Below are 23,195 nucleotides of genomic sequence, written 5' to 3' on the forward strand. Positions count from 1 at the left end.
AGGCTAGCCGCAACTCGAGCCGATCGGGAAGCGCGGATGCGACGGTACCGGGCATGCGGGTAGGGATAGAAGTCGGCGGCACCTTCACCGACCTCGTCGCCGTCAGCGGCGGCGGTGTCGGCGTCGCCAAGGTCCCGAGCACGCCGCGCAGCCCGGACGTCGGCGCCTTCGGCGCCTTGTCGGTCGCCGGCATCGCCCCCTCGGACGTGTCCGACCTGGTGCACGGCTCGACCGTCGCCACCAACGCGATCCTGGAGCGGCGGGGCGCCCGCGTCGCCTCCGTCGCCACCGCCGGCTTCCGCGACATCCTCTTCCTCCAGCGCCACGACCGGCGGAGCATCTACGACCTCCGCTACCGCAAGCCGGCGCCGCCGGTGCGCCGCCGCGACTGCTTCGAGGTGGCGGAGCGGCTCGACGCCTCTGGCGCCGTGCTGGCCCCGCTCGACGAGGCGGCGGTGGCGCGCGACCTGGTCCCGGCCCTCGCCGCCGGCGGCTACGAGGCCGTGGCGATCTGCCTGCTGTCCGCCTACGCCTCCGGCGCGCACGAGGCGCGGCTGCGCGACCTCCTCGCCGCGGCCCTGCCGGGGCTGCGGGTCGCGTGCAGCCACGAGGTCGCGCCGGAGTTCCGCGAGTGGGAGCGCGCGTCCACCACCGCGCTCTCGGCCTACGTGCAGCCGGTGATCGACGGCTACCTCGACCGCTTCGAGGCGGCGCTCGGCCGCGCGGGCTTCGCCGGGCGCTTCAGCGTCATGCAGTCGAACGGCGGCCGGCTGCCCGCCGCGGCGATGCGCCGCAGCGCGATCACCGCGCTCTTCAGCGGCCCGGCCGCCGGTGTTGTGGGCGCGGTGCGGCAGGCGGCGCGCTCGGGCCGGGGCGACCTCATAACCTTCGACATGGGCGGCACCTCCACCGACGTCTCGCTGGTGCGCGGCGGCGAGCCGTCGCTGGCGCCCGAGACCGAGGTGGACGGGCTGCCCATCCGCACGCCGGTGCTGGACATCGTCTCGGTGGGCGCGGGCGGCGGCAGCCTGGTCTGGATCGACGACGGCGGCATGCTGCGCGTCGGCCCGCGCAGCGCCGGCGCCGAACCCGGCCCGGCCTGCTACGGCCGCGGCGGCTCGCTGCCGACGGTGACGGACGCGCACGTGGTGCGCGGCACCATCCGGCCGGACGCCTTTCTCGGCGGGGCCATGCGGCTGGACGCCGGGGCGGCCCACCGCGCCTTCGCGGAGGTGGCGGCCCGCCTCGGCACCGACGTGGCTGGGGCCGCGGCGGCGGCCATCAGGCTCGCGGTCGCCAACATCGTGCGCGCCATCCAGCTCGTCTCCACCGAGCGGGGGCGCGACCCGCGCGACTGCGCGCTGCTGCCCTTCGGGGGCGCCGGGCCGCTGCTCGCCGCCGAGATCGCCGAGGAGCTCGGGCTGAGCGAGATCCTGGTGCCGCCCAACCCCGGCGTCGTCTCGGCGCTCGGCCTGCTCTCGGCGGACTACCTGAAGGTCTACGGCGCCACCCGGCGCATGCCGCTGGACGGCGACGCGCCGGACGCGCTGCGCCGCGCCCACGCCGCCTTGCGCGCCCAGGCGCTGGAGGAGTTCCGGGGCCTCGGGCTCGGCGACACCGTGGAGGACAGCCTGGAGGCCGACATGCGCTTCGTCGGCCAAGCCTTCGAGATCCCCGTCGCCGTCGAGACCGCCGGCCTCACCGCCGCTGGCCTGGCGGAGCGCTTCACCGAGGCCCACCGCCGAGTCTACCTCCACGGCGGCGAGCCCGGCCGCAGGGTCGAGGTGGTCGGCCTGCGCTACGGCGTGCGCCGCCGGCTCGACGCGCTGCCCGAGCCGCGGGAGCGCGCGTCCGGCCTGGCGAGGCCGCCCGAGGCCGAGGTGGCGCTGCCGGACGGGGGGCGCGCGCGGGCGCGGCTGGTGGACGCGGCCGCTCTGCCCGCCGGGGCGCCCCTGCACGGCCCCGCCCTCATCGAGGGCTACTCCTCGACCACCTGGGTGCCGCCGGGCTGGACCGCCGTCCGTGACGCGGCGCGCAACACGCTCCTGCGGAGGTCGGCGGCATGACGTCTGCCCTGGACCCGGTCGAATACGCCGTGCTGAGCCAGTCCCTCGTCGCCGCCGCGCGGGAGATGGGGGCGAAGCTCGTGCGCTCCGCCTACTCCACCATCCTGCGCGAGGCGCGCGACGGCTCCGCGGCGGTGCTGGACGCCCGGGGGCAGACGGTCGCGCAGGCCGAGCTGATCCCCATGCAGCTCGGCACCATCGGGCGCATCTTCGCGGCCTGCGCCGCGCTCTACCCGCCCGAGGAATTCACCGAAGACGACTTCGTCGCCATCAACGACCCGTACTCGGGCGGCCAGCACCTCCAGGACGTCTTCCTGTTCCACCCGATCCTCCACGGCGGGCGCGTGCTCGGCTTCGCCGCCTCCGTCGCGCACCACCTGGACCTCGGCGGCGGCAACCCGGGCCTGAACACGCTGGCCGCGGACGTCTACGCCGAGGGGCTGATCGTGCCGCCGCTCAAGCTGAGCATGGCGCGCGACTGGCACGGGCCGGACGGCAAGGGCGGCGCCTTCCAGCGGCTGCTCCGCGCCAACGTGCGGGTGCCGCACCAGACCATGGGCGACTTCGATGCGCAGATGGCGGCCAACGCGGTCGGCGCGCTCCGCGTCCGCGAACTGGCGGACAGGCACGGCGCCGAGAAGGTGCTCGCCGCCATGGCGGCGTTGCAGGACTATTCGGAAGCGCGGATGCGCGCCGCCATCGCCGCCGTGCCCGACGGGATCTACACCGGCGAGGACGCGGTGGACGACGACGGCCTCTCGGACGCGCCCCTGCCGGTGCGCGCCACCGTCACCGTGTCCGGCGACTCCCTGTCCGTGGACTTCGCGGGCACGGCGCCGCAGGTCCGCAGCACGCTGAACGCGCCCTTCGCGTCAACGGTCTCGGCGGCCGTGTCCTGCGTGAAGGCGGCGCTCACCAGCCCCGACATCCCGTTCAACGACGGCGCCATGCGGCCGATCGCGGTGTCGGCGCCGGAGGGCAGCTTGCTGAACCCGCGCCACCCGGCGCCGGTGCGGGCGCGGATGGAGGCGTGCTCGCGGGCCTGGAACGCGGTCATGCGCGCGCTCGCGCAAGCCGTGCCGGAGAGGGTGATCGCGCCGGGCTACGACACCACCACATCCTTCTGCCTGGCGCACCTGGGGCCGGGCGGCTGGTCCGTGTACCTGGAGGTCTTCGGCGGCGGCTACGGCGCGTCGGCCGACACGGACGGCTGCGACGCCGTGGACAACCCCCTGTCGAACTGTTCCAACACGCCGGTCGAGGCGCTGGACCAGGACTTCCCCTTCTTCCGCGTGACGCGCTACGCGTTGCGGCCCGACAGCGGCGGCGCCGGGGCGCGCCGAGGCGGCACCGGCTTCCTGCGGTCCTACGAGATCCTGGCGGACGGCGTGCGGCTGTCCATCTACAGCGACCGCTTCCGGCGGCCGGCCGAGGGGCTCTTCGGCGCCGCCGCCGGCGAGACGGGCTACTGCGAGGTGCTGCGCGGGGGGCAGCGCATGCGGGTGCGGTCCAAGGACCAGGTGGACCTCCTGCGCGGCGACGTGGTGACGATGGCCCCCGGCGGCGGGGGCGGCTACGGCGACCCCGCGCTCCGCCCCGCCGCGATGGCTGAGGACGATCTGGCGGACGGCCTCGCCACCGCCGCGGGCGCCGCACCGGCGGCGGCGGTGGCCTAGCCCCATGGCGCTCTCGGCCGACAGCCACGACCGCTCGCTCTGGAGCGCCACCTGCGAGGAGCCGGCGCCGCCCGCGCCGCCGTTCGGGGGCGAGGCGGAGGTGGACGCGGCCGTCATCGGCGGCGGCATCACCGGCTGCAGCGCCGCGCTGTCGCTGGCCGAGGCGGGCGCGCGGGTCGCGGTGCTGGAGGCGCGGGGGATAGGCTGGGGCGCCTCCGGCCGCAACGGCGGGCAAGTCATCCCGGGCGTGAAGCTCGACCCGTCCGAGCTGGCGGCCCGCTTCGGGGAGGAGCGCGGCGTGGCCCTGGCGCGCGCGGTCGGCGGCGCGGCCGACGCGGTGTTCGACCGCGCGGAGCGGCACCAGATCCGCTGCGCGCCGGTGCGCGCTGGCTGGATACAGGCGGCGCACGCCCCGGCGGCGCTGCCGCGCGTGCTGCGCCGAGCCGAGGAGTGGCGCGCCATGGGCGCGCCGGTGGAGGTGCTGGACGCGGACGCGCTCGCCCGCCGCACCGGCGCCGTCGGCTACTGCGGGGGCTGGCGGGACGGGCGCGCCGGGACGCTGCACCCGCTGGCCTACGTGCGCGGCCTGGCGCGCGCCGCGAGGGGCGCGGGGGCGGCGCTGCACGGCGGGTCGCCGGTGGTCCGGCTGTCCCGGCGCGATGGCCGCTGGCTCCTGGAAACGGCGAACGGCGGCCGGCTGCGCGCCCGCGCGGTGGTCGCGGGGACGGACGGCTACACGGACGCCTTGGTGGACGGCCTGCGGCGCACGCTGTTGCTGGTGCAGAGCATCCAGGTCGCGACCGCGCCGCTGCCGCCGGCCGCGCGGGCGGCGGTGCTGCCGGGCGGCGAGTGCGTGTCGGAAACCCGCCGCCTCGCCTTCTACTTCCGCCGCTCGCCCGACGGCCGCGTCGTCTTCGGCGGCCGCGGCGCGGTGGGCGAGGCGGAGAGCCCGGCGCTGTTCGCGGCGCTGTCGTCCGCGCTCGGGCGCACGCTGCCGGCCGTTGCGGGGCTGCCGGTGGAACACCGCTGGTCCGGCCAGGTGGCGCTGACGCTGGACGGCCTGCCGCGGGTGCACGAACCGGAGCCGGGCCTGTTCGTCGGCCTGGGCTACAACGGGCGGGGGGTGGCGATGGCGACGCTGATGGGCGCTTGGCTGGCGGCGCGCCTCCACGCCGGCACGGAAGCGCCGCTGCCCGTCTCGCGCGTCGCGCCGATCCCTTGGCACGCAGCCAGGAAGCCGGTGATCGCCGCGGGCATCGCGCTCGCCTGGGCGCGGGACCGGATGGGGCGGGCGGCGTGAGCGCGCTGTTCTCCCCGCTCGCCCTGCGCGACGTGGCGCTCCGCAACCGCGTCATGGTCTCGCCGATGCAGCAGTACATGGCGGGCGACGACGGCCTGCCGACCGCCTTTCACAGCCAGCACTACGGCCGGCAGGCCCTGGGCGGCGCGGGCGTGGTGATGACGGAGGCGCTGGCGATCAGCCCGGAGGCGCGCGTCACCCGCCACGACCTCGGCCTTTGGGACGACGCGCAAGCGGCCGCGCTGGCGCCGATCGCCGCCATGATCGCGGAAGCCGGCGCGGTGCCGGCGACGCAGCTCATCCACGCCGGCAGGAAGGGCAGCGTCGGGCGGCCCTGGGAGGGCTACGCGCCGCTCACCGCGGAGGACGCCGCGCGCGGCTCTCCTCCCTGGACCACGCTGGCGCCGAGCGCCGTGCCGGCCAACCCGGGCTGGCACACGCCGCGGGCGCTCGACGAGGCCGGCGTCGCGGCCGTCGTCGCCGACTACGCCGCGGCCGCGCGCCGCGCCGCCAAGGCGGGCTTCCGGCTTCTGGAGGTGCACGCCGCGCACGGTTACCTGCTCCACAGCTTCCTGTCGCCGCTGTCCAACCACCGCAACGACGACTGGGGCGGCGACTTCGCGGGGCGGGCGCGGCTGGCCCTGCGGGTGGCCGAGGCGGTGCGGGACGCCTGGCCCGCGCACCTGCCGCTTTCCTTCCGCTTGTCCTGCGTGGACGACCAGCCCGGCGGCTGGTCGCTGGAGGACAGCGTGGCGCTCGCGCGCGAATTGAAGGCGCGCGGGGTGGATCTGATCGACTGCTCCTCGGGCGGCCTGGGCGAGCGGACGACCACGCGCATGGTGCGCCGCCCCGAGGGCTACCAAGTCGAGTACGCCGCCCGCATCCGCGCGGAGGCCGGCGTGCCCACCGCCGCGGTCGGCCTCATCACCACGCCGGCCTTCGCGGAAGCCGTCGTGGCGGAGGGCCGCGCCGACGTGGTGGCGATCGGCCGAGAGGCGCTGAGCGATCCGCATTGGCCGCTGCGGGCGGCCCGCGCGCTCGGCGCGGACCGCGGCTTCGGGATGTGGCCCCCGTCGTGGGGCTGGTGGCTGGAGAAGCGCGCGCGCGCCGCGCAGGCCGCCGAAAGGGAGGGATGACGACGCCATGCCGCTGAACCGCAGGACCGTGCTCGGCGCCGGCGCCACGGCGCTGCTCGCTTCGCCCGTCGTGTCCCGCCGCCCGCTGGCGCAGCCGGCGCGGCTGGAGGTCGCGGGCGTGTATTCCCTGTCCGGCACCTTCGCCAACGTCGGCGACCTGCTGAACAAGGGCAACACCTGGGCCTTCGAGCACTACCGCACCGCGGCCGGCGTGCCCATCAACTACACCCTGCTGGACGACCAGGGCGACCCCGGCCGCGCGGTGCGCCGCGTGCAGGAGGTGATGGCCGCCGGAACGCGCCACATCGTCGGCTGCACCAACAGCGCGATAGCCTTGGCCGTCGCGCGCGAGGTCCACCGGGCCGGCGGCATCTACATCCACATGGCCGGCGCGGACGAGGCCACGGGCAGCGAGTGCAACCGCGCGAGCTTCCGCTGGCCCGGCGCCAGCTTCACCGCGGTGAACGCGACGGTGCGCCCCTTCATCGAGCGCAACCCGCAGGCCAAGCGCTGGTACACCATCACCGGCCAGTACGTGTTCGGCGAGAGCCTGCTGACCAACACGCGCGCGCTGCTGCAGGAAGCCGGCTGCCAGCACCTCGGCAACTCGTACCACTCGCTGAGCGAGCGCGAGTACTCCGGCTACATCACCGCGGCGCTGGCGGCGCGGCCGGACGTGCTGGCCATCCTGAACTTCGGCAACCAGACGGTGGACGTGCTGCGCCAGGCCGTCTCCTTCGGCATGAAGCGCAACACCAAGATCGTGGTCCCGTGGTCCACCGGGCTCGACCAGTACCAGGCGTGGGGCCCCGACATCTGCGACGGCGTCTTCTTCGGCGTGAACTACTGGCACGGCGTGCAGGCGCCGGGGAACAAGGTGATCCAGGACGTGGTCCGGCAGAAGACCGGCGGGCAGACGACGAACTACCTCCACGCCTGCGGCTGGGCGGTCGGGCAGCTGCTGGTGGAGGCCGCCAACAAGGCCGGCAGCACCGACGTGCCGGCCATGATTCGCGCGTTGGAGGGGCTCAGCTACGAGGGCCCGACGGGCACCGAGACGGTCCGCGCCGAGGACCACCAGGTCATCAAGGATTACTACCTCATGCTCGGCAAGCCGCGGTCGCGCATGGCCGACCGCGACGATTTCGCCGAGGTGCTGGCCGGGACCAAGGCCTTCCAGCCGCCCGACCGCACGGGCTGCCGCATGGCCTGAACGGGCGGGCGGTCGAGGTGTCGGCGCAACTCCTGCTGTTCCAGCTCCTGAACGGGCTGGGCATCGGGATGATCTACTTCCTGCTGTCGGTCGGGCTGACGATGATCTTCGGCCTGATGGGCTTCGTGAATTTCGCCCATGGCGCGTTCTACCTGGTGGCCGCCTACGCCGCCTACTCCGTCAGCCTGCTGACGGGGAGCATGCTGTGGGCGCTGCTGCTGGGCCCGCTCGCGGCCGGGGCGGTGGCGCTCGCCTCCGAGCGGCTGCTGCTGCGCCGCACCTACGCGCTGCCGCACGAGGCGCAGATCCTGGTCACCTTCGCCCTGTCCCTGATCCTGCAGGAAACGGTGATCCTGGTCTTCGATCCGCTCAGCAAGAACGTCCCCGTGCCGGATTTCCTGTCCGGCATCGTGTTCCTGGGCGACTTCGTGTACCCCGCCTATCGGCTCGCGGTGGTCGGCGTCGCAGCGGCCGTGGCCTTGGCGATGTGGCTGGCGCTGGAGCGCACGCGCTTCGGCGCGATCCTGCGCGCCGGATCGGAGAGCGCGGAGATGGTGTCCCTGCTCGGCGTGGACGTGGGCCGGGTGTTCATGGCCGCCTTCGCGCTTGGGGGCGCCCTGGCCGGATTGGCCGGCGCCTTGGCGGCGCCGCTGCGGGGCGTCGAGCCCTTCATGGGCTTGGAGGCGCTCGGCGTCGCCTTCGTGGTCGTGGTGGTGGGCGGCATCGGCAGCTTCGCCGGGGCGCTGCTCGGCGGGCTGCTGATCGGCGTGGTGCAGTCCGTCATGTCCAGCCTGTGGCCGGAAGGGGCCCGGCTGATGATCTACGCCGCCATGGCCTTCGTGCTGCTGGCGCGGCCGGCCGGCTTGCTGGGCCGGGCGTGATGGAGCCCCGGTTCCCCGACCCGACCTCGCTCGGCCTCCTGCTCGCGGTGGCCGCCCTGCCCTTCGTCCTGCCCACGGTCACGCTGGCCAGCGAGGCGGTGGTCTTCGCCACCGGCACCCTCTCGTGCTCCCTCCTGCTGGGCGGGGTCGGGCTGCTCTCCTTCGGCCAAGGGCTGTTCCTCGGCGCCGGCGCCTACGCCTCCGGCCTGCTGCTGCGCGACGCGGGGCTCGGCACGGCCGCGGCGGTCCTGCTCTCGACCCTGGGCGCCGCCGCGCTGGCGGGGCTGGTGGGCTTCATCTCCGTGCGCCGGCGGGGCGTGTACTTCGTGATGCTGACCCTCGCCTTCGCGCAAATGGGCTACTTCGCCGTCCTGGCCGCCGGCCGGGTGACGGGCGGCGAGAACGGGCTGACCGGGGTGCCGCGCCCTTCCCTGCCCGGAGGATTGGCGCTCGACACGCCGGGCGCGGTGTACGCCGTGCTGGCCGTCCTGTGCCTGTCCGCGTTCTTCCTGGCGCAGCGCGTCCTCGCGTCGCCCTTCGGCAGCGTGCTGGCGGCGATCCGGGAGAACGAGGCGCGGGCGGAGGCCCTCGGCTACGGCACGCGCGCGTTCAAGGTGGCCGCCTTCGCCCTGGCGGGCGGCATCGCCGGCCTGGCGGGCGCGATGCACACGCTTTTCCTGGGCTTCGTGCCGCCGAACACGATCCAGCTCGAGATGAGCGAGCGGCTGATCGTGATGGCCATCATCGGCGGCGCCGGCTCCCCGGCCGGGGCCTTCGTCGGCGCGCTGTTCTTCGTGGTGGCCGCCGAGTTCCTGGCCGAGCTGTGGCCGCGCTGGCTGATCCTGATCGGGCTCCTGCTCATCGCCATAGTGCTGTTCATGCCACGGGGCATCTGGGGCGCCGCGCAGGAACTGCTCGCCCGCCGCCGCGCCGCCGCGGTCCCAGGCCTCGCCGCGGATGCCTGAGCCGCCGCCGCTGCTGGCCGCCGAGGGCCTGGGCGTGCGCTTCGGCGACTTCCGCGCGCTCGGCGGCGTGTCCCTCCGGGTGCGCCAGGGCGGCATCCACAGCGTCATCGGCCCCAACGGCGCCGGCAAGACGACCTTGTTCAACGCGCTCACCGGCGCGCGCCCGCCGACCGAAGGCGCCGTGACGCTGGCTGGGCGCGAGGTCACCCGAATGCCCGCCCACCGCCGCGCGCGGCTCGGGATGTCGCGGTCTTTCCAGGTCACGAACCTCTTCGCCGAACTCGCGGTGCGCGAGAATCTACGGTTGGCGGTGCAGGCGGCCCGGGGGCGCTCGGCCTGGGCCTTCTGGCACGCCCCGTCGCGCCTGCCGGGCGTGGCGGAGGCGGTGGAGGGGCTGCTGTCCCTCACCGGCCTGGCCGCCAGGGCCGATGCGCGGGCCGGCAGCCTGCCGCACGGCGGCCAGCGCGCCCTGGAGATCGGCATGGCGCTGGCCTCGGACCCGAAGCTCGTGCTCCTGGACGAGCCCCTGGCCGGCATGGGCGTGGACGACGTGGCCCGGACCAAGGCGCTGATCCGGGGCTTGGCGCCCGCGCGCACGGTGCTCCTCATCGAGCACAACATGGGCGTCGTCCTGGACATCTCCGACCGGATCACCGTCCTCGCGCGGGGCCGCGTCATCGCGGAAGGCCCGCCCGCCGCGATTCGCGCCGACCCCGGGGTGCGCGAGGCCTATCTCGGCTCGACCGGGGCGGCGGCGTGAACGGCGGCGCGCCGCTGCTCGACGTCGCCGGCCTGCACGCCTGGTACGGCAAGAGCCACATCCTGCACGGCCTGTCGCTGGAGGTGGGCGCGGCGGAGACGGTGGCGCTGCTCGGCCGCAACGGCGCCGGGAAGACCACGACCATGCGGGCCCTGTGCGGCCTGCTCCCGTCCGTGCGGGGCAGCGCGCGCTTCGGCGGGACGGAGCTGCTGGGCCGGCCGCCGCACGCCATCGCCCGGAGCGGCCTTTCGTTGGTGCCGGAGCACCGGGGGATCTTCGCCTCCCTGACCGTCGAGGAGAACCTGCGCATCGCCCACCGGCGCTCGTCGCGGTGGTCGCCCGAAGCGGCCTGGGCGATGTTCCCCGCGCTGGCCGACCGGCGCCGGACGCCCGGCGGCAAGCTCTCCGGCGGCGAGCAGCAGATGCTGGCCATCGCCCGCGCGTTGATGCTCGGCCCGCGGCTGCTGCTCCTGGACGAGCCGACGGAGGGCTTGGCTCCGGTGATAGTCGAGCGCCTCGTGGCGCTGCTGCGGAACTTGAAGGCCGGCGGCCTGCCGATGCTGCTCGTGGAGCAGAACCTGGACGTCTGCCGTGCCGTCGCCGACCGGCACGCCATCCTGGACGAGGGCCGGGTCATCTGGGCCGGCGACACCGCCGCGCTGGCCGCCGCCGGCGGGGTGGTGTCGCGGCACCTGACGTTGGAGCACGCTTGAAGCGGGGGAGGACGCGATGACGCCGGGGCGTTTCACCGGTCGCGCGGCGGCCGTCACCGGCGCTGCGCGCGGCATCGGCGCCGCCACGGCCCGGCGCCTCGCCGCCGAAGGCGCGCGGGTGCTCCTCGCCGACCGCGAGGCGGAGGTCGAAGGGGTCGCCGCCGGGATCGGCGGCGCGGCGCTCCGGCTCGACGTGGTGGACGCCGACGCGGGGAGGCGCCTGGCGGCCGCGGCCCTCGAAGCGTTCGGCCGGCTCGACGTCCTGGTGAACAACGCCGGCATCGGCGGCTCGCGCCCACTGGCCGAGTCGGACGACGCGCTGATCGATCGCTTCGTGGACACCAACCTGAAGGCCGTGCTGCGCGTCACGCGCGACTGCCTGCCCCACTTGCCGCGGCCGGGCGGGCGGGTCGTGAACGTCTCTTCCGTGTTCGGTTTGGCGGGGTACCCCGGCACCACGGCCTACGCCGTGGCCAAGGCCGGCGTCGCGCAGTTCACGCGCCAGCTCGCGGGCGAGCTCGGGCCTGAGGGCGTCACGGTCAACGCCGTGGCGCCGGGCCTGATCGAAACGGCGATGACCGCGGGCCACCTGCAAAGGCCGCACTACCGGCGCGCCATGCTGGAGCCGACGCCGCTGCGCCGCGCCGGGCGCCCGGAGGAGGTGGCGGCCGCCATCGCCTTTCTCGCCTCCGACGACGCCTCGTTCGTGACGGGGCAGGTGCTGGCGGTGGACGGCGGCTGGCTTGTGGCGCGCTGCCCGCCGGCCGACGATGGCGGCGCGTGAGGACGGGGAGCGGGGCATGAGCGACATCCACGTGGACTGGCCGGGCGGTGCGCGGGTCGCCGTGATGCTGACCTTCGACTTCGACGCCGAGACGCTGTGGCTCTCGCGCGACCCGGACAATGCGCGCCGGCCCGGCGTCCTCAGCCAAGGCACCTACGGCGCCAAGGTCGGCGTGCCCAAGATCCTGGAGGTACTCCGGGAGGAGGCGGTGAAGGCCACCTTCTTCGTCCCCGGCTGGACGGCGGAGAACCACACGGCCCGCTGCGAGGCGATCCTCCGCGACGGGCACGAGGTGGCCCACCACAGCTACTCCCACCGCTGGATCGACCCGGACTTCCCCGACCAGGAACGCGAGGAGATGGAGCGCGGCCTGGACGCCCTCAAGCGCGTGCTGGGCGTGGTGCCGCGGGGCTACCGATCGCCGGCCGGCGAGACCAGCGACAACATGGTGCGGCTGCTCCAACGGCACGGCTTCCTGTACGACAGCTCCCTGCTCGACGACGTGGTGCCCTACCGCCTGGCGCTGCCCGGCGGCGGCGGCGAAGGGCCGGTGGAGCTGCCCTGGCACTGGAGCACGGACGACGCGCCGCACGCGCTGTTCTCCATCAAGAATCCCCGCCCGATCTTCCCCAACAGCCACCTGCGCGAGATCTTCCAGGACGAGTTCCGCGAGATCCACCGCTGGGGCGGCCTCTACAACCTCGTCATGCACCCGCAGGTCACGGGCCGCCCGAGCCGGGTGGCGCTGCTGCGCGAGATGATCGGCTGGATGCGCGACTTCCCAGGCGTGTGGTTCGCCACCGGCGCGGAGGTGGCGGAAGCCTGGGCCGCCACGCAGAAAAGTCGGGCGTCGTGACGGAGGGCGCGGGGATGCGCGTCGCCCGGGCTTGGCTGGCCGCTGCCGCCATGGCCTTGGCGGGCGGGACGGCGGCGGCGCAGCCCGCGGCGGAGCGGCCGCTGCGGCTGGTGCTGAACGTCGGGCTCCAGAACCTGGACCCGATCGCCGGCCCGTCCTTCGTGACGCGCAACTTCGCCTACATGGTCTGGGACACGCTGGTCGCCATGGACGGCCAGGGCGGGTACCGCCCGCAGATGCTGGAGTCCTGGAGCGCCAGCGACGACCGCCTGACCTGGACCTTCACGCTGCGGCCCGGTTTGGTCTGGAGCGACGGCGCGCCGGTCACGGCGGAGGACTGCGTCGCCTCGCTCCGCCGTTGGGGCGGGCGCGACGGGCTCGGCCGCCGCCTGCTCGCCGCCACGAAGGACCTCAAGGCGACCGGGCCGGACACCTTCGTGCTGGAGCTGTCGCGCCCGTTCGGCCCGGTCATCGAGGCGCTGGGCAAGCCGAGCGTCCACGTGCCCTTCGTCATGCCCGCGCGGATCGCGTCGGCGACGCCGCCGACCCAGCAGGTGCAGGAGATCGTCGGCTCCGGCCCCTACCTCTTCGTGCGGGAGGAGTGGGTGCCGGGCGAGCGCACCGTGTTCCGCCGCAACCCCGCCTACCGGCCCCGCGACGAGCCCGCGGACGGGCTCGCCGGCGGCAAGGCCGCGCACTTCGAGCGCGTGGAGTTCCTGACGCTCACCGACCCGTCCGTGCGCGTCTCCGCCCTGCGGCGGGGCGAGGTGGACTACCTGGAGTACGCGCCGATCGACAGCCTCGGCCTGCTCCGGCGCGATCGGAACGTGGTCATAGCCAACCCCGGCAGCATCGCGCAGATCATGGGCGCGGTCAGCGTCAACCACCTGCAGCCGCCCTTCGACAACCCGCTGGTCCGCCGCGCCTTGCAGCAGGTGCTGGACCAGCGCGAGACGGTCGCCGCGCTCGGCCTGCCGGAGGGCATGCACCACGCCCGATGCCTGTCCATGTTCATGTGCGGCGGCCCCTACGCGAGCGACGCCGGCGCGGAGGCGCTGCGCGAGCCCAGCCTGGAGCGCGCCCGCGAGCTGCTCGCCGAGGCCGGCTACAAGGGCGAGCGCGTGGCCTTCATGCACCCGGCCGACAGCGTGCTCATCAACCCGATGGCTTTGGTGCTGATCGACCGGATGCGCCGCGCCGGCTTCAACCTCGACGTCTTCACCTCCGACTGGTCCTCCATCGCCCAGCGCTGGCTGAGCCGCGAGCCGGTGGAGCGCGGCGGCTGGAGCGTCGTGCCGGTGGTCTACACCGGCTTCGACATGTCGGACCCGCTGGCCAACCCCGGCACCGGCTACAACTGCACGGGCAACGTCCCCTGGTCCTACTGCGACGCGGAGATGGCGCCGCTGCTCCAGGCCTTCGAGGCCGAGGCGGACCCGGCGAAGCGGCGGGAGATCGCCGCCGCCATCCAGGCGCGCGCGCACGCGGCGGCGACCTTCCCGCTGTCCGGCCAGTTCTCCAGCCCGGCGGCGTGGCGCGCCGAACTGCGCGGCGTGGTGGATTTCGGCTTCCCGGTGATGTGGAACATCCGGCGCGCCCCGGCCCGGTGAACGGGCCGGGATGCGCGGGGCCGTGATCCGCCGCACGTTGACACCACGGCGCCGCGGTCCGCAGCATCGTGGGCAGCCGCCCGCCCGGACGACGGCCCGCTTTGGAGATCCCGGACCATGCGCCGACGCAGCCTGCTCGCCGCCGCAGGGGCCGGCGCCCTCGCCCCGCTCGCCCGGCCCGCCTCCTTGCGCGCGCAATCCGCGACCACGCTCCGCTTCACGCCGCAGCAGGACGTGGTGACGCTCGACCCCGTCACGACCTTCGCCTACGCGACGCGCAACCACGGCTACATGGTCTTCGACACCCTCTACGGCATGGACGGCTCCTACCAGGCCACGCCGCAGATGGTGGACGGGCACCGCGTCGAGGACGACGGCAAGCGCTGGGACCTCACGCTGCGCGAGGGCCTGCGCTTCCACGACGGCGAGAAGGTCCTGGCGCGCGACTGCGTGGCCAGCCTCCGCCGCTGGGCCAAGCGCGACCCGTTCGGCGGGGTGCTCATGGACGCGGCCGACGAGCTCTCGGCGCCCGACGACCGCACGATCCGCTTCCGCCTGAAGCGGCCCTTCCCGCTGCTGCCCATCGCGCTCGGCAAGGCCTCCGTCCCGGTCTGCGCCATGATGCCGGAGCGGCTGGCGAACACGGACCCCTTCCGCCAGGTGCCGGAGCTCGTCGGCAGCGGCCCCTTCCGCTTCAAGGCGGACGAGCGCGTGCCCGGGTCGCTCGCCGTCTACACCAGGTTCGAGGGCTACGTGCCGCGCCGCGACGGCGCGCTGTCCTGGACCTCGGGGCCCAAGGTCGTGCGCTTCGACCGGGTCGAGTGGCGGGTCATGCCGGACCCCTCCACCGCCACCTCCGCCCTGATGGCCGGCGAGCAGGATTGGCAGGAGTACGCCTACCACGACCAGCTCGGGCTTCTGCGCCGCGCCCGCGACGTGCGCGTCAGGGTGCTGGACCCGACCGGCTTCGTCGGCATGATGCAGGTGAACCACCTGCAGCCGCCCTTCGAAAACCCGGCGATCCGGCGCGCGCTCTGGGGCGCCATCGACCAAACGGCCACCATGCAGGCCCTGGTGGGTCCGCAGGAGACCGGGCTGTACAACGTGCCGCTCGGTTTCTTCTGCCCGAACACGCCCATGGCCTCGGACGCCGGGCTGGAGCCGCTGACCGGCCCGCGCGACATGGCCAGGACGCGGGCGGCGCTGCGCGAGGCCGGCTACCGCGGCGAGCCGGTGGTGCTGATGGTGCCCTCCACCTCCCCGGGCTCCTCCATCATGGGCACGGTCGCGGCCGACACGCTCAAGCAGGCCGGCATGGCCGTCGAGGTCTACGCCGTCGAGTTCAACGCCATGCTGCAGCGGCGCAACCGCAAGGGGCCGGTCTCGGAGGGCGGGTGGAGCGCCTTCGTCACCAACTGGGCCGGGACCGATTGGTTGAACCCCGCCGTGCACATCGCGCTGCGCGGCGCCGGGGACGCGGGCTACGCCGGCTGGGCCACCATCCCCCGCATAGAGGCGCTGCGCGCCGATTGGTTCGCCGCCGCGGACACCGCCGCGCGGCAGGCGATCTGCCGCGAAATCCAGCTCGAAGCCATGCGGGAGGTGCCCTACTACCCGCTCGGCCAATTCATCCAGCCGACCGCGCACCGCGCGAACCTGACCGGCCTGCTCGACGGCTTCCCGACCTTTTGGAACGTGAGGCGCGCATGAACGACGCCGTGCCGGGCAGCAGCGCCCCGAACGCCGAGGTTCGCCGCGCGGCGCTCGATTGGATCGCCGCCAACGAGCGGCGCCTGTCCGCGTTCAACGCGCGCATATGGGAGCACGCCGAGCCGGCATGGCGCGAGTACCGCTCCGCGCGCGACTACGTCGAGCTGCTCCGCGCCGAAGGCTTCTCGGTCGAGGAGGGGTCGGGCGGGATGCCGACCGCCTTCGTCTCCACTTGGAGCCAGGGGGCTGGCGGGCCGGTGCTGGCGGGCTTCTCCGAGTACGACGCCGTGCCCGGGAACTCGCAGCAGGTCGCGCCGCGGCGGGCCCCGCGCGAAGGATTGCATCCCTACGCCGCCGGCCACACCGACCCGCACTCCATGCTCGGCACGGCCTCCCTCGCCGCCGTGCTCGGCGCGCGGGCGGCGATGGAGGCGCACGGTGTGGCGGGGACGCTGAAGCTGTTCGGCGAACCGGCGGAGAAGGTGTGCGGCTCGAAGCCGGTCCACGCCGCCAAGGGCTACTACGACGGCCTGGACGCCGCGGTGGTCTGGCACCCGTGGCCCTACAACACGGTCACGGACGAAACGCACTTCGGCGCCTACTGGAGCGCGGTGGTCACCTTCGAGGCCGAGGCGCCGGAGCGCTGGATCGACCCGGCGCTGGTGCCGATCGAGGGCGCGCACGCCGCGGCGCGCTGCCCGGGCGCGCTGGACGCGCTCTGCCTCATGTACACCACGACCAAGTACACCAAGGAGGCGATGTTCCCGCACGCCGGCTCCTGGACGCTCAACGAGTTCGTCCTGGGCGACGCCGCCGCCACCTCGGACAACCTGCCGCCGCGCTTCGCCCAGATCCAGTACTCCTGGCGCTCCCCTTCGCTCGGCATCCAGGAGCAGATCTGGCGCGTGCTGGCCAACAACGCGCGCCACGCCGCCGGCAGCACCGGCTGCCGGGCCTTCGTGCGCTGGGTGACGAAGACGCGCGTGGGCGTGCCCAACAAGGCGATGACCGACTTGGCGTGGAAGAACCTCCAGGAGGTCGGCCCGCCGGTCTTCCCCGAGGAGGCGCTGGAGTTCGGCCGCGCCATCCAGCGCGAACTCGGCCTGGAGCCGATGGCCGACCCGTTCAACGCCGACATCGGCCGGCTGATGCCGCCGGAGGAGTTCGAGGCGAAGATGCGCGCCGGCCTGCCGCCGTGGCAGAGGCACCTGAGCGCCGACGACTACGTGGAGTTCTGCTGGCACGCGCCGACCGTGCGCCTGCTCGCCGGGCGCCCGCGCCCGCGGCCGCCCGGGCCGGGATACGCCTACCCGAACTGGGCCTACAACGCGCTCGGCGGCCTGCCGGCGGCGGTGGACCCCGGTTTGTTCGTGGCGGCCAAGACGATGGCGCTCACCCTCGTCGACCTGGCGACGCGGCCGGAGGCGCTCGCGGCCGCGCAGGCCGAGTTCCGCGGACGCGCCGGCGGCGGGCCGGGCGGGGCCGGCTGGGTGGGGCCGTTGCTGCCCGCCGACTTCGAGCCCCCGGTGGACCTGCGCTGGCCGGAGTACGTCACCACAGAGCGCGGGCGCGAATGGTGCTTCCCGACGCCGCGCGAAGGGACAGGCGCCGGGGAAGCGCTCTGAAGCGGGCGCGAGCGGCGACGCTGTGCGATGGACGCCGCAGACAAGCATCCCGTGGCCAGGACGGCACGTCCTCCTCCTGCCGCAGGTGGCGACCAACTCCGAGGCGGGAGCTCAAGGGCATTCCTCAGTGGTTGGAGCGGCGCAGGTTCCAGGGCACCGGGAACGCGAACTCCACCACGCCGCGGAGGTCCGCCCGGTAGGCCTGGGGCATGGAGAGCTGGCCGGCGATGACCATGTTCACGTTCTCATGGAAGCGCCGCTGGATGCCGCCCGCCAACTCCCCCGCCGCGCTGGGTCGCCCTCGGCGGCGTAACGCTCCATGAGCGCCTTCATCTCTTCGTCGCAGAACCATCCCGGGTAGTTGCGGCAGTTGTAAGCGGCGACGGAGTTGACCATCGGGTTGAACAGGTCGATGCCTGGCCAGACCACGGTGACGGCGCTCCAGCCGCCGCGCTCCACCGGCCCGCGGTTGAGGCGCCGCTGCGCCACGGAGGCCCAGTCGGAGGTCCATTCGTCCACGTTGAAGCCGGCCCGGCGGAGCTGCTCGACGGCGACGGCGGCGACGGCGGCGACGGGGTTGAGAATCGCCGAGTCCGTGGGGTGGAGGAACACCACGCGCTCGTTGTTGTAGCCGGCCTCGCGCAGCAGCTCGCGCGCGCGTTCGAGGCCGCGCCCGCGCAGGTCCTCGGTGCCGACCTCCGTCGCCGTCGGCGAATCGCAGGCGTAGATCGTCAGGCATTCGCGCAGGTACATGTCTTCGGGCAGGCCGGTGCCCGCCATGATCTCGGCCTGCGCGATGGCCGTCTGCGCGGCCCGCCGGATCGCCGGGTTGTCGAACGGCGGGTGGGCGTGGTTGAGGCTGATGAAGGGCATGTACTGCCCCATGCCGCCCTTCGGGCGCATCACGACGATGTTGCGGTTGCGTCGCAGCAGGGACACGAAGTCGGGCGGCACGATCTCGACCACGTCCACCTCGCCGCCCTGCAAGGCCGCGGCGCGGGTAGCGACGTCGGTTATGCTGCTGTCCGCCGTCAGGGCTCATGAGACGGCCAGGGCGGCTTGAGGAACGAACCGTCCAGGAGTGAAGATGAGCCAGAAATCCTCCACCGCAGCCGCGAAGGCGCCTGCCGAGCGGGTGGTCCGAGACATCCGCCGCGCGACGCGCAAACACCACTCGGCCGAGGACAAGATCCGCGTGGTGCTGGAGGGCCTGCGCGGCGAGGAGAGCATCGCCGCCCTGTGCCGGCGCGAGGGCATCGCCGAGAGCCTGTACTACGCCTGGTCCAAGGAGTTCCTGGAAGCCGGCAAGCGGCGCCTGGCCGGCGACACGGCGCGGGCGGCGACGACCGACGAGGTCAAGGCGCTGCGCCACGAGGCCCGCACGCTCAAGGAGGTCGTGGCCGAGCAGGCGCTCGAGCTGCGCCTGATGAAAAAAAGCATGACCGCGGCTGGGGACGACCGCGAATGAGGTACCCGGCTTCCGAGAAGCTCGAGATCATCCGCATCGTCGAGCAGTCGCATTTGCCGGTGCGCCGTACCTCGACGCACCTCGGCGTGCCGCCAGCCACCTTCTACCGGTGGTACGACCGCTACCAGGCCGACGGCGGCCCGGAGGCGCTGGCCGACCGGCCGTCCCGGCCCGACCGCGTGTGGAACCGCATCCCGGACGCGGTGCGCGGCCGCATCATCGACCTGGCGCTAGCGGAGCCTGAGCTGTCGCCGCGCGAGTTGGCGGTGCGCTTCACCGAGCGCGGGCGCTACTTCGTCTCCGAGGCCTCGGTCTACCGTCTGCTCAAGGCGCACGACCTCATCACCAGCCCGGCCTTCATCGTGGTCAAGGCGGCCGACGAGTTCCACACCAAGACCACTGCGCCGAACCAGCTCTGGCAGACCGACTTCACCTACCTGAAGGTGGTCGGGTGGGGCTGGTTCTATCTCTCGACCGTGCTCGACGACTTCTCCCGCTACATCGTCGCCTGGAAGCTCTGCGCCACCATGGCGGCGAGCGATGTCAGCGACACGCTCGAACTCGCCCTCGCCGCGTCGGGCTGCAGCGAGGTGGGCGTACGCCACCGGCCGCGGCTGCTGTCGGACAATGGGCCGGGCTACATCGCCGACGAGCTTGCCAACTGGCTCGCCAGCAAAGGGATGCAGCACGTGCGCGGCGCGCCTTGCCATCCGCAGACGCAGGGCAAGATCGAGCGCTGGCACCGGACGCTCAAGAACCGCATCCTGCTGGAGAACCACTACCTGCCCGGCGACCTGCAGGCGCGCATCGAGGCCTTCGTCACCCACTACAATCATCAGCGCTGCCACGAGAGCCTGAGCAATCTCACCCCGGCCGACGTCTACTTCGGGCGGGGCCAGACCATCCTGCTCGAGCGCGAACGCATCAAGCGACACACCATCCGCCAGCGACGCTTGCTGCATCAGCGCCAAGCCGCCTAACCTCACCAACCGGATGAGCCAGCGCCTCCGTTAAGCCGACGTCCTCGCTGTCCCAAAGCATTCGACGACGGACAGCCACCGGCGAGCCTCCCTTGCTGCCGCCTCGGCCGAGAGCGTCGTTGGCGATGCCCAAAGCCGCCGCGGCAGCGTCCGCGGTCGCCGCGCGGCGGCTCGGCCGGGTTCCGCCTGGAAAGGAGCGTCGCTCCGGGTCAGCGCCGGCAACTCCAACGGCGGCACCGGCTATCGCGGCGTTCCTCGAAGGGCACGTCCAGGCCGCGTGGACGCGCAGCGCCCGCGCCGCCGTGGCCGCCCTCAGATCCACGGCCCCACGGCCGCTGGTGCCGACGCAGCGCCTCAACCCCGTCGTGCTCGCCGCCCTGCGGCACGGCCGCTGAACAGCAAGGGAACCACACCATGGAGCGAAAGCCCCTCGAGTTGCCGACGGACTTCCTCAACGAAGTCGACTGCTCACCGCCGCCAAGCTATGGGCAATACACGCTGGGCGAGTGTGGCAACTGCATGCACATGCGCCTCCCCAACGGAGTCCTGCAGGTGCCGACATACTTCGATAAGACCGGCAAGGACGGTCGGACGCCGATATCGGCCAACACCGTGGTCAAAGCGTTCTACGCCGGCCTCGGCTTCTGCATGTTGAGCCCTCCGGTGCCGGGAGGAACCTCGTTTCCGTTTTCCCGACGACGCACGTGTCTTGGACGTGTCATTTACAGACGCCGAGGGAAGGGCTGGACGCCGTGGAACCGCCGTGAAAGTGCTGCCAAAGCCGCGGCGCCCCGGACGCGACGAACATGGCCAACCATGTCCCGGCCGATCGCTTTGGCTAACCACCAAGTCTGTCAGGACGGCGTCGAAGCATCGGACCTGATCACGGGCCGAGCCGTCCACCGGCACAGCGGCACGGGCCGAGGCCGCCGCGATCAGATGTGCGTTCCCTCCACGATGGGCGGAATGCCCATATGGACGGCATGTCCGAAGCTCCGGCCCAGGGAGCGCTGGCGGGCCTCGTCGAGCGCGCCACCTTCCACAGCGAAGAGAGCGGCTTCTGCGTGCTGCGGACCAAGGCGCGCAGGCACCGCGACCTGGTCACGGTGGTCGGCCACGCCGCTTCCATCGCCGCCGGCGAGTGGATCACCGCCACCGGCGAGTGGGTCAACGACCGCGCCCACGGCCAGCAGTTCCGCGCCCGGTTCCTCCGCGCTTCCGCCCCGACCTCGAAGGAGGGCATCGAGAAGTACCTCGGCTCCGGCATGGTCCGCGGCGTCGGGCAGGTCTACGCCCGGAAGCTGGTGCGCGCCTTCGGCGAGGCGGTGTTCGACGTCATCGAGGCCAGCCCCGAGAGGCTTCGGGAGGTCGACGGCATCGGTCCAGTGCGCGCGGCGCGCATCGTCGCGGCCTGGGCCGAGCAGAAGGCGGTTCGCGAGATCATGGTGTTCCTGCATGCCCACGGGGTCGGCACCTCGCGGGCGGTGCGCGTGTTCAAGACCTACGTCGCCGACGCCATCCGGGTCATGTCCGAGGACCCCTACCGGCTCGCGCGCGACGTCCGCGGCATCGGCTTCAAGACCGCCGACACCATCGCCGAGCGGCTCGGCATCGAGCGGACGGCCATGGTCCGCGTCCGGGCCGGCATCTCGCACGCCCTGACCGAGGCCATGGACGACGGGCACTGCGGCCTGCCCGTGGGCGAGCTGGTGCCGCTCGCCGAGCGGCTGCTGGAGGTGCCGGCGGAGCTGGTCCGGACGGCGCTGGAACTGGAGCTGCAGGCCGGGACGGTGGTGGCGGACCGGGTAGAGGGCCAGGACTGCGTGTTCCTCGCGGGCCTGCACCGGGCCGAGCGTGCCGTCGCGGACCGGCTGCTGGCGCTGCTCGGCGGCCGGCTGCCCTGGGAAGCCATCGACCCGGACAAGGCCCTTCCCTGGATCGAGGCGCAGACCGGCCTCGCCCTGGCGGAGAGCCAGCGGGCGGTGGTGCGCCTCGCCCTCTCGTCCAAGGTGCTGGTGGTCACCGGCGGCCCGGGCGTAGGCAAGACCACCATCGTCAACGCCATCCTCTGCATCCTCGCCGCCAAGGGGGTGGAGCTGCTACTCTGCGCCCCCACCGGGCGCGCCGCCAAGCGCATGGCCGAGGCGACGGGCATGGAGGCGCGCACCGTCCACCGCCTGCTGGAGGTCGACCCGGCCAACGGCGGCTTCCGGCGCGGCGCCGACGACCCGCTCGAGTGCGGGGTGCTGGTGGTGGACGAGGCCTCCATGGTGGACGTGCCGCTGATGAACGCGCTGCTCAAGGCGGTGCCGGCCGGCGCGGCGCTGCTGCTGGTGGGCGACGTCGACCAGCTGCCCTCGGTGGGCCCGGGGCAGGTGCTGGCCGACGTGATCGCGTCGGGCGCGGTGCCGGTGGTGCGGCTGACCGAGGTGTTCCGGCAGGCGGCGCAGAGCCGGATCATCGTCAACGCCCACCGCGTCAACCGGGGCGAGATGCCCGACCTCGAGCGGGCCGAACCGGGCAGCGACTTCCACTTCGTGCCGGCCGACGACCCCGAGACGGCGGTGGCGCGCGTCGTCGAGCTGGTGCGGACCCGCATACCCCGGCGCTTCGGGCTGGATCCGGTGCGCGACGTGCAGGTGCTCTGCCCGATGAACCGCAGCGGGGTCGGGGCGCGCTCGCTCAACGTCGAGCTGCAGGCTGCGCTGAACCCGGCGCCCGGGCCCAAGGTGCAGCGCTTCGGCTGGACCTTCGCGGCCGGTGACAAGGTCATGCAGGTCGACAACGACTACGAGAAGGAGGTCCACAACGGCGACATCGGCCTGGTCGCCGCGATCGACCCGGACGCCGGCGAGCTGACCGCCAGCTTCGACGGCCGGGCGGTGGCCTACGGCTTCGGCGAGCTGGACTCGCTGGTGCTGGCCTACGCCACCACCATCCACAAGAGCCAGGGCTCGGAGTACCCGGCGGTGGTGATCCCGGTGCTGACGCAGCACTACCCGATGCTGCGGCGGAACCTGGTCTACACCGGCGTGACCCGCGGCAAGCGGCTGGTGGTGCTGGTCGGCCAGCGGGGGGCGATCGCCATCGCGGTGCGCGGCATGGCCGGGCGGCGGCGCTGGTCGAAGCTGCGCGAGTGGCTGGCGGCCTGGGGCGGCCCTCATGAGCCCTTCGCCCGCATGCGGACCGGCCGGCACGGGCCGGCGCCCGCGTAGCGCCCGGCCGGACGGCGGCCGGCGGTTTTCGCCCGGCTGCTTTCTTCGTCACGCGGGTTCGCCGGGCACGAGATCGCGGTTCCCGCCGCCAACGGAACCGGGGATCGTCGGCGCCAGCGATGGTCGATTCAGCCCGACTGGCCCCGGCGAACCGGCACTATAGAGCGGCAATCTGGATGCGAGCGCGCATTGCCTCGCCTGATTTGCTCCTGAGCGGGAGCCGTTGCCTCACCTGAG

General features: G+C 73.6%; 17 protein-coding genes. 16 read left to right on the top strand and 1 reads right to left on the bottom strand.

Annotated features, from left to right (window positions below; genetic code table 11):
- The first annotated feature begins 53 nt into the window (after positions 1 to 53).
- The 14 genes from ABD067_RS21610 (at position 54) to ABD067_RS21675 (ending at position 17,295) form a co-directional block, all read left to right on the top strand.
- Positions 54 to 2,066: a hydantoinase/oxoprolinase family protein gene (locus ABD067_RS21610; protein WP_343897477.1), complete on the top strand. Its 2,013-nt coding sequence runs from the start codon at positions 54 to 56 to the stop codon at positions 2,064 to 2,066.
- The gene (locus tag ABD067_RS21615; protein WP_343897478.1) at positions 2,063 to 3,742 is read left to right on the top strand and encodes a hydantoinase B/oxoprolinase family protein; all 1,680 of its coding nucleotides are present in this window, start codon (positions 2,063 to 2,065) and stop codon (positions 3,740 to 3,742) included. The genes ABD067_RS21610 and ABD067_RS21615 overlap by 4 nt, the downstream gene beginning before the upstream one ends.
- Positions 3,743 to 3,746: 4 nt before the next feature.
- Positions 3,747 to 5,042, top strand: coding sequence for an NAD(P)/FAD-dependent oxidoreductase (locus tag ABD067_RS21620; protein WP_343897479.1), 1,296 nt, complete (start codon positions 3,747 to 3,749; stop codon positions 5,040 to 5,042).
- Complete coding sequence (locus tag ABD067_RS21625) at positions 5,039 to 6,178, top strand: oxidoreductase (protein WP_343897480.1); 1,140 nt, start codon at positions 5,039 to 5,041, stop codon at positions 6,176 to 6,178. Before ABD067_RS21620 ends, ABD067_RS21625 begins: the two co-directional genes overlap by 4 nt.
- Positions 6,179 to 6,185: 7 nt before the next feature.
- Positions 6,186 to 7,391 (top strand): ABC transporter substrate-binding protein, encoded by a 1,206-nt coding sequence (locus ABD067_RS21630; protein ID WP_343897481.1) that lies wholly within the window; start codon positions 6,186 to 6,188, stop codon positions 7,389 to 7,391.
- A gap of 17 nt (positions 7,392 to 7,408) precedes the next feature.
- The gene (locus ABD067_RS21635; protein ID WP_343897482.1) at positions 7,409 to 8,272 is read left to right on the top strand and encodes a branched-chain amino acid ABC transporter permease; all 864 of its coding nucleotides are present in this window, start codon (positions 7,409 to 7,411) and stop codon (positions 8,270 to 8,272) included.
- Positions 8,272 to 9,237 (top strand): branched-chain amino acid ABC transporter permease, encoded by a 966-nt coding sequence (locus tag ABD067_RS21640; RefSeq protein WP_343897483.1) that lies wholly within the window; start codon positions 8,272 to 8,274, stop codon positions 9,235 to 9,237. The genes ABD067_RS21635 and ABD067_RS21640 overlap by 1 nt, the downstream gene beginning before the upstream one ends.
- Positions 9,230 to 9,997, top strand: a complete 768-nt coding sequence (locus ABD067_RS21645) for an ABC transporter ATP-binding protein (protein ID WP_343897484.1) — start codon at positions 9,230 to 9,232, stop codon at positions 9,995 to 9,997. Before ABD067_RS21640 ends, ABD067_RS21645 begins: the two co-directional genes overlap by 8 nt.
- Complete coding sequence (locus ABD067_RS21650) at positions 9,994 to 10,710, top strand: ABC transporter ATP-binding protein (protein ID WP_343897485.1); 717 nt, start codon at positions 9,994 to 9,996, stop codon at positions 10,708 to 10,710. The genes ABD067_RS21645 and ABD067_RS21650 overlap by 4 nt, the downstream gene beginning before the upstream one ends.
- Positions 10,711 to 10,726: 16 nt before the next feature.
- Positions 10,727 to 11,494, top strand: coding sequence for an SDR family NAD(P)-dependent oxidoreductase (locus tag ABD067_RS21655; protein WP_343897486.1), 768 nt, complete (start codon positions 10,727 to 10,729; stop codon positions 11,492 to 11,494).
- 16 nt (positions 11,495 to 11,510) lie between these two features.
- Positions 11,511 to 12,350 carry a polysaccharide deacetylase family protein gene (locus ABD067_RS21660; protein ID WP_343897487.1) on the top strand — a complete coding sequence of 280 codons (840 nt, stop codon included), beginning with the start codon at positions 11,511 to 11,513 and terminating at the stop codon, positions 12,348 to 12,350.
- Complete coding sequence (locus ABD067_RS21665; protein WP_343897488.1) at positions 12,347 to 13,960, top strand: ABC transporter substrate-binding protein; 1,614 nt, start codon at positions 12,347 to 12,349, stop codon at positions 13,958 to 13,960. The genes ABD067_RS21660 and ABD067_RS21665 overlap by 4 nt, the downstream gene beginning before the upstream one ends.
- A 117-nt stretch (positions 13,961 to 14,077) precedes the next feature.
- A complete protein-coding gene (locus tag ABD067_RS21670) occupies positions 14,078 to 15,670 on the top strand; it encodes an ABC transporter substrate-binding protein (protein WP_343897489.1) in 1,593 nt (530 codons plus the stop codon).
- Positions 15,667 to 17,295: a zinc-binding metallopeptidase family protein gene (locus ABD067_RS21675; RefSeq protein WP_343897490.1), complete on the top strand. Its 1,629-nt coding sequence runs from the start codon at positions 15,667 to 15,669 to the stop codon at positions 17,293 to 17,295. The genes ABD067_RS21670 and ABD067_RS21675 overlap by 4 nt, the downstream gene beginning before the upstream one ends.
- Positions 17,296 to 17,532: 237 nt before the next feature.
- Here ABD067_RS21675 and ABD067_RS21680 read toward each other — a convergent pair whose 3' ends face one another.
- Complete coding sequence (locus ABD067_RS21680) at positions 17,533 to 18,330, bottom strand: ABC transporter substrate-binding protein (RefSeq protein ID WP_343897494.1); 798 nt, start codon at positions 18,328 to 18,330, stop codon at positions 17,533 to 17,535.
- Positions 18,331 to 18,382: 52 nt separating this feature from the next.
- Between ABD067_RS21680 and ABD067_RS21685 the strand changes: the two genes are divergently transcribed.
- Positions 18,383 to 19,743, top strand: a protein-coding gene (locus tag ABD067_RS21685; RefSeq protein WP_343897491.1) for an IS3 family transposase whose coding sequence is annotated in 2 segments (ribosomal slippage) — positions 18,383 to 18,725 and positions 18,725 to 19,743 — 1,362 coding nt in all. Because the reading frame shifts where the segments join, the coding sequence is not laid out codon by codon here.
- A 974-nt stretch (positions 19,744 to 20,717) separates the two neighbouring features.
- The gene (recD2, locus tag ABD067_RS21690; protein ID WP_343897492.1) at positions 20,718 to 22,958 is read left to right on the top strand and encodes an SF1B family DNA helicase RecD2; all 2,241 of its coding nucleotides are present in this window, start codon (positions 20,718 to 20,720) and stop codon (positions 22,956 to 22,958) included.
- Positions 22,959 to 23,195: the final 237 nt, after the last annotated feature.

It is taken from the genome of Craurococcus roseus, from assembly GCF_039523795.1.
Lineage (GTDB): Bacteria > Pseudomonadota > Alphaproteobacteria > Acetobacterales > Acetobacteraceae > Craurococcus > Craurococcus roseus.

Excerpts from the sequence above, each read along its gene's own strand:
- ABD067_RS21610 (WP_343897477.1), top strand. The coding sequence starts at position 54 with ATGCGGGTAGGGATAGAAGTCGGCGGCACCTTCACCGACCTCGTCGCC.
- ABD067_RS21615 (WP_343897478.1), top strand. The coding sequence starts at position 2,063 with ATGACGTCTGCCCTGGACCCGGTCGAATACGCCGTGCTGAGCCAGTCC.
- ABD067_RS21620 (WP_343897479.1), top strand. The coding sequence starts at position 3,747 with ATGGCGCTCTCGGCCGACAGCCACGACCGCTCGCTCTGGAGCGCCACC.
- ABD067_RS21630 (WP_343897481.1), top strand. The coding sequence starts at position 6,186 with ATGCCGCTGAACCGCAGGACCGTGCTCGGCGCCGGCGCCACGGCGCTG.
- ABD067_RS21640 (WP_343897483.1), top strand. The coding sequence starts at position 8,272 with ATGGAGCCCCGGTTCCCCGACCCGACCTCGCTCGGCCTCCTGCTCGCG.
- ABD067_RS21645 (WP_343897484.1), top strand. The coding sequence starts at position 9,230 with ATGCCTGAGCCGCCGCCGCTGCTGGCCGCCGAGGGCCTGGGCGTGCGC.
- ABD067_RS21655 (WP_343897486.1), top strand. The coding sequence starts at position 10,727 with ATGACGCCGGGGCGTTTCACCGGTCGCGCGGCGGCCGTCACCGGCGCT.
- ABD067_RS21660 (WP_343897487.1), top strand. The coding sequence starts at position 11,511 with ATGAGCGACATCCACGTGGACTGGCCGGGCGGTGCGCGGGTCGCCGTG.
- ABD067_RS21670 (WP_343897489.1), top strand. The coding sequence starts at position 14,078 with ATGCGCCGACGCAGCCTGCTCGCCGCCGCAGGGGCCGGCGCCCTCGCC.
- ABD067_RS21675 (WP_343897490.1), top strand. The coding sequence starts at position 15,667 with ATGAACGACGCCGTGCCGGGCAGCAGCGCCCCGAACGCCGAGGTTCGC.
- recD2 (WP_343897492.1), top strand. The coding sequence starts at position 20,718 with ATGGACGGCATGTCCGAAGCTCCGGCCCAGGGAGCGCTGGCGGGCCTC.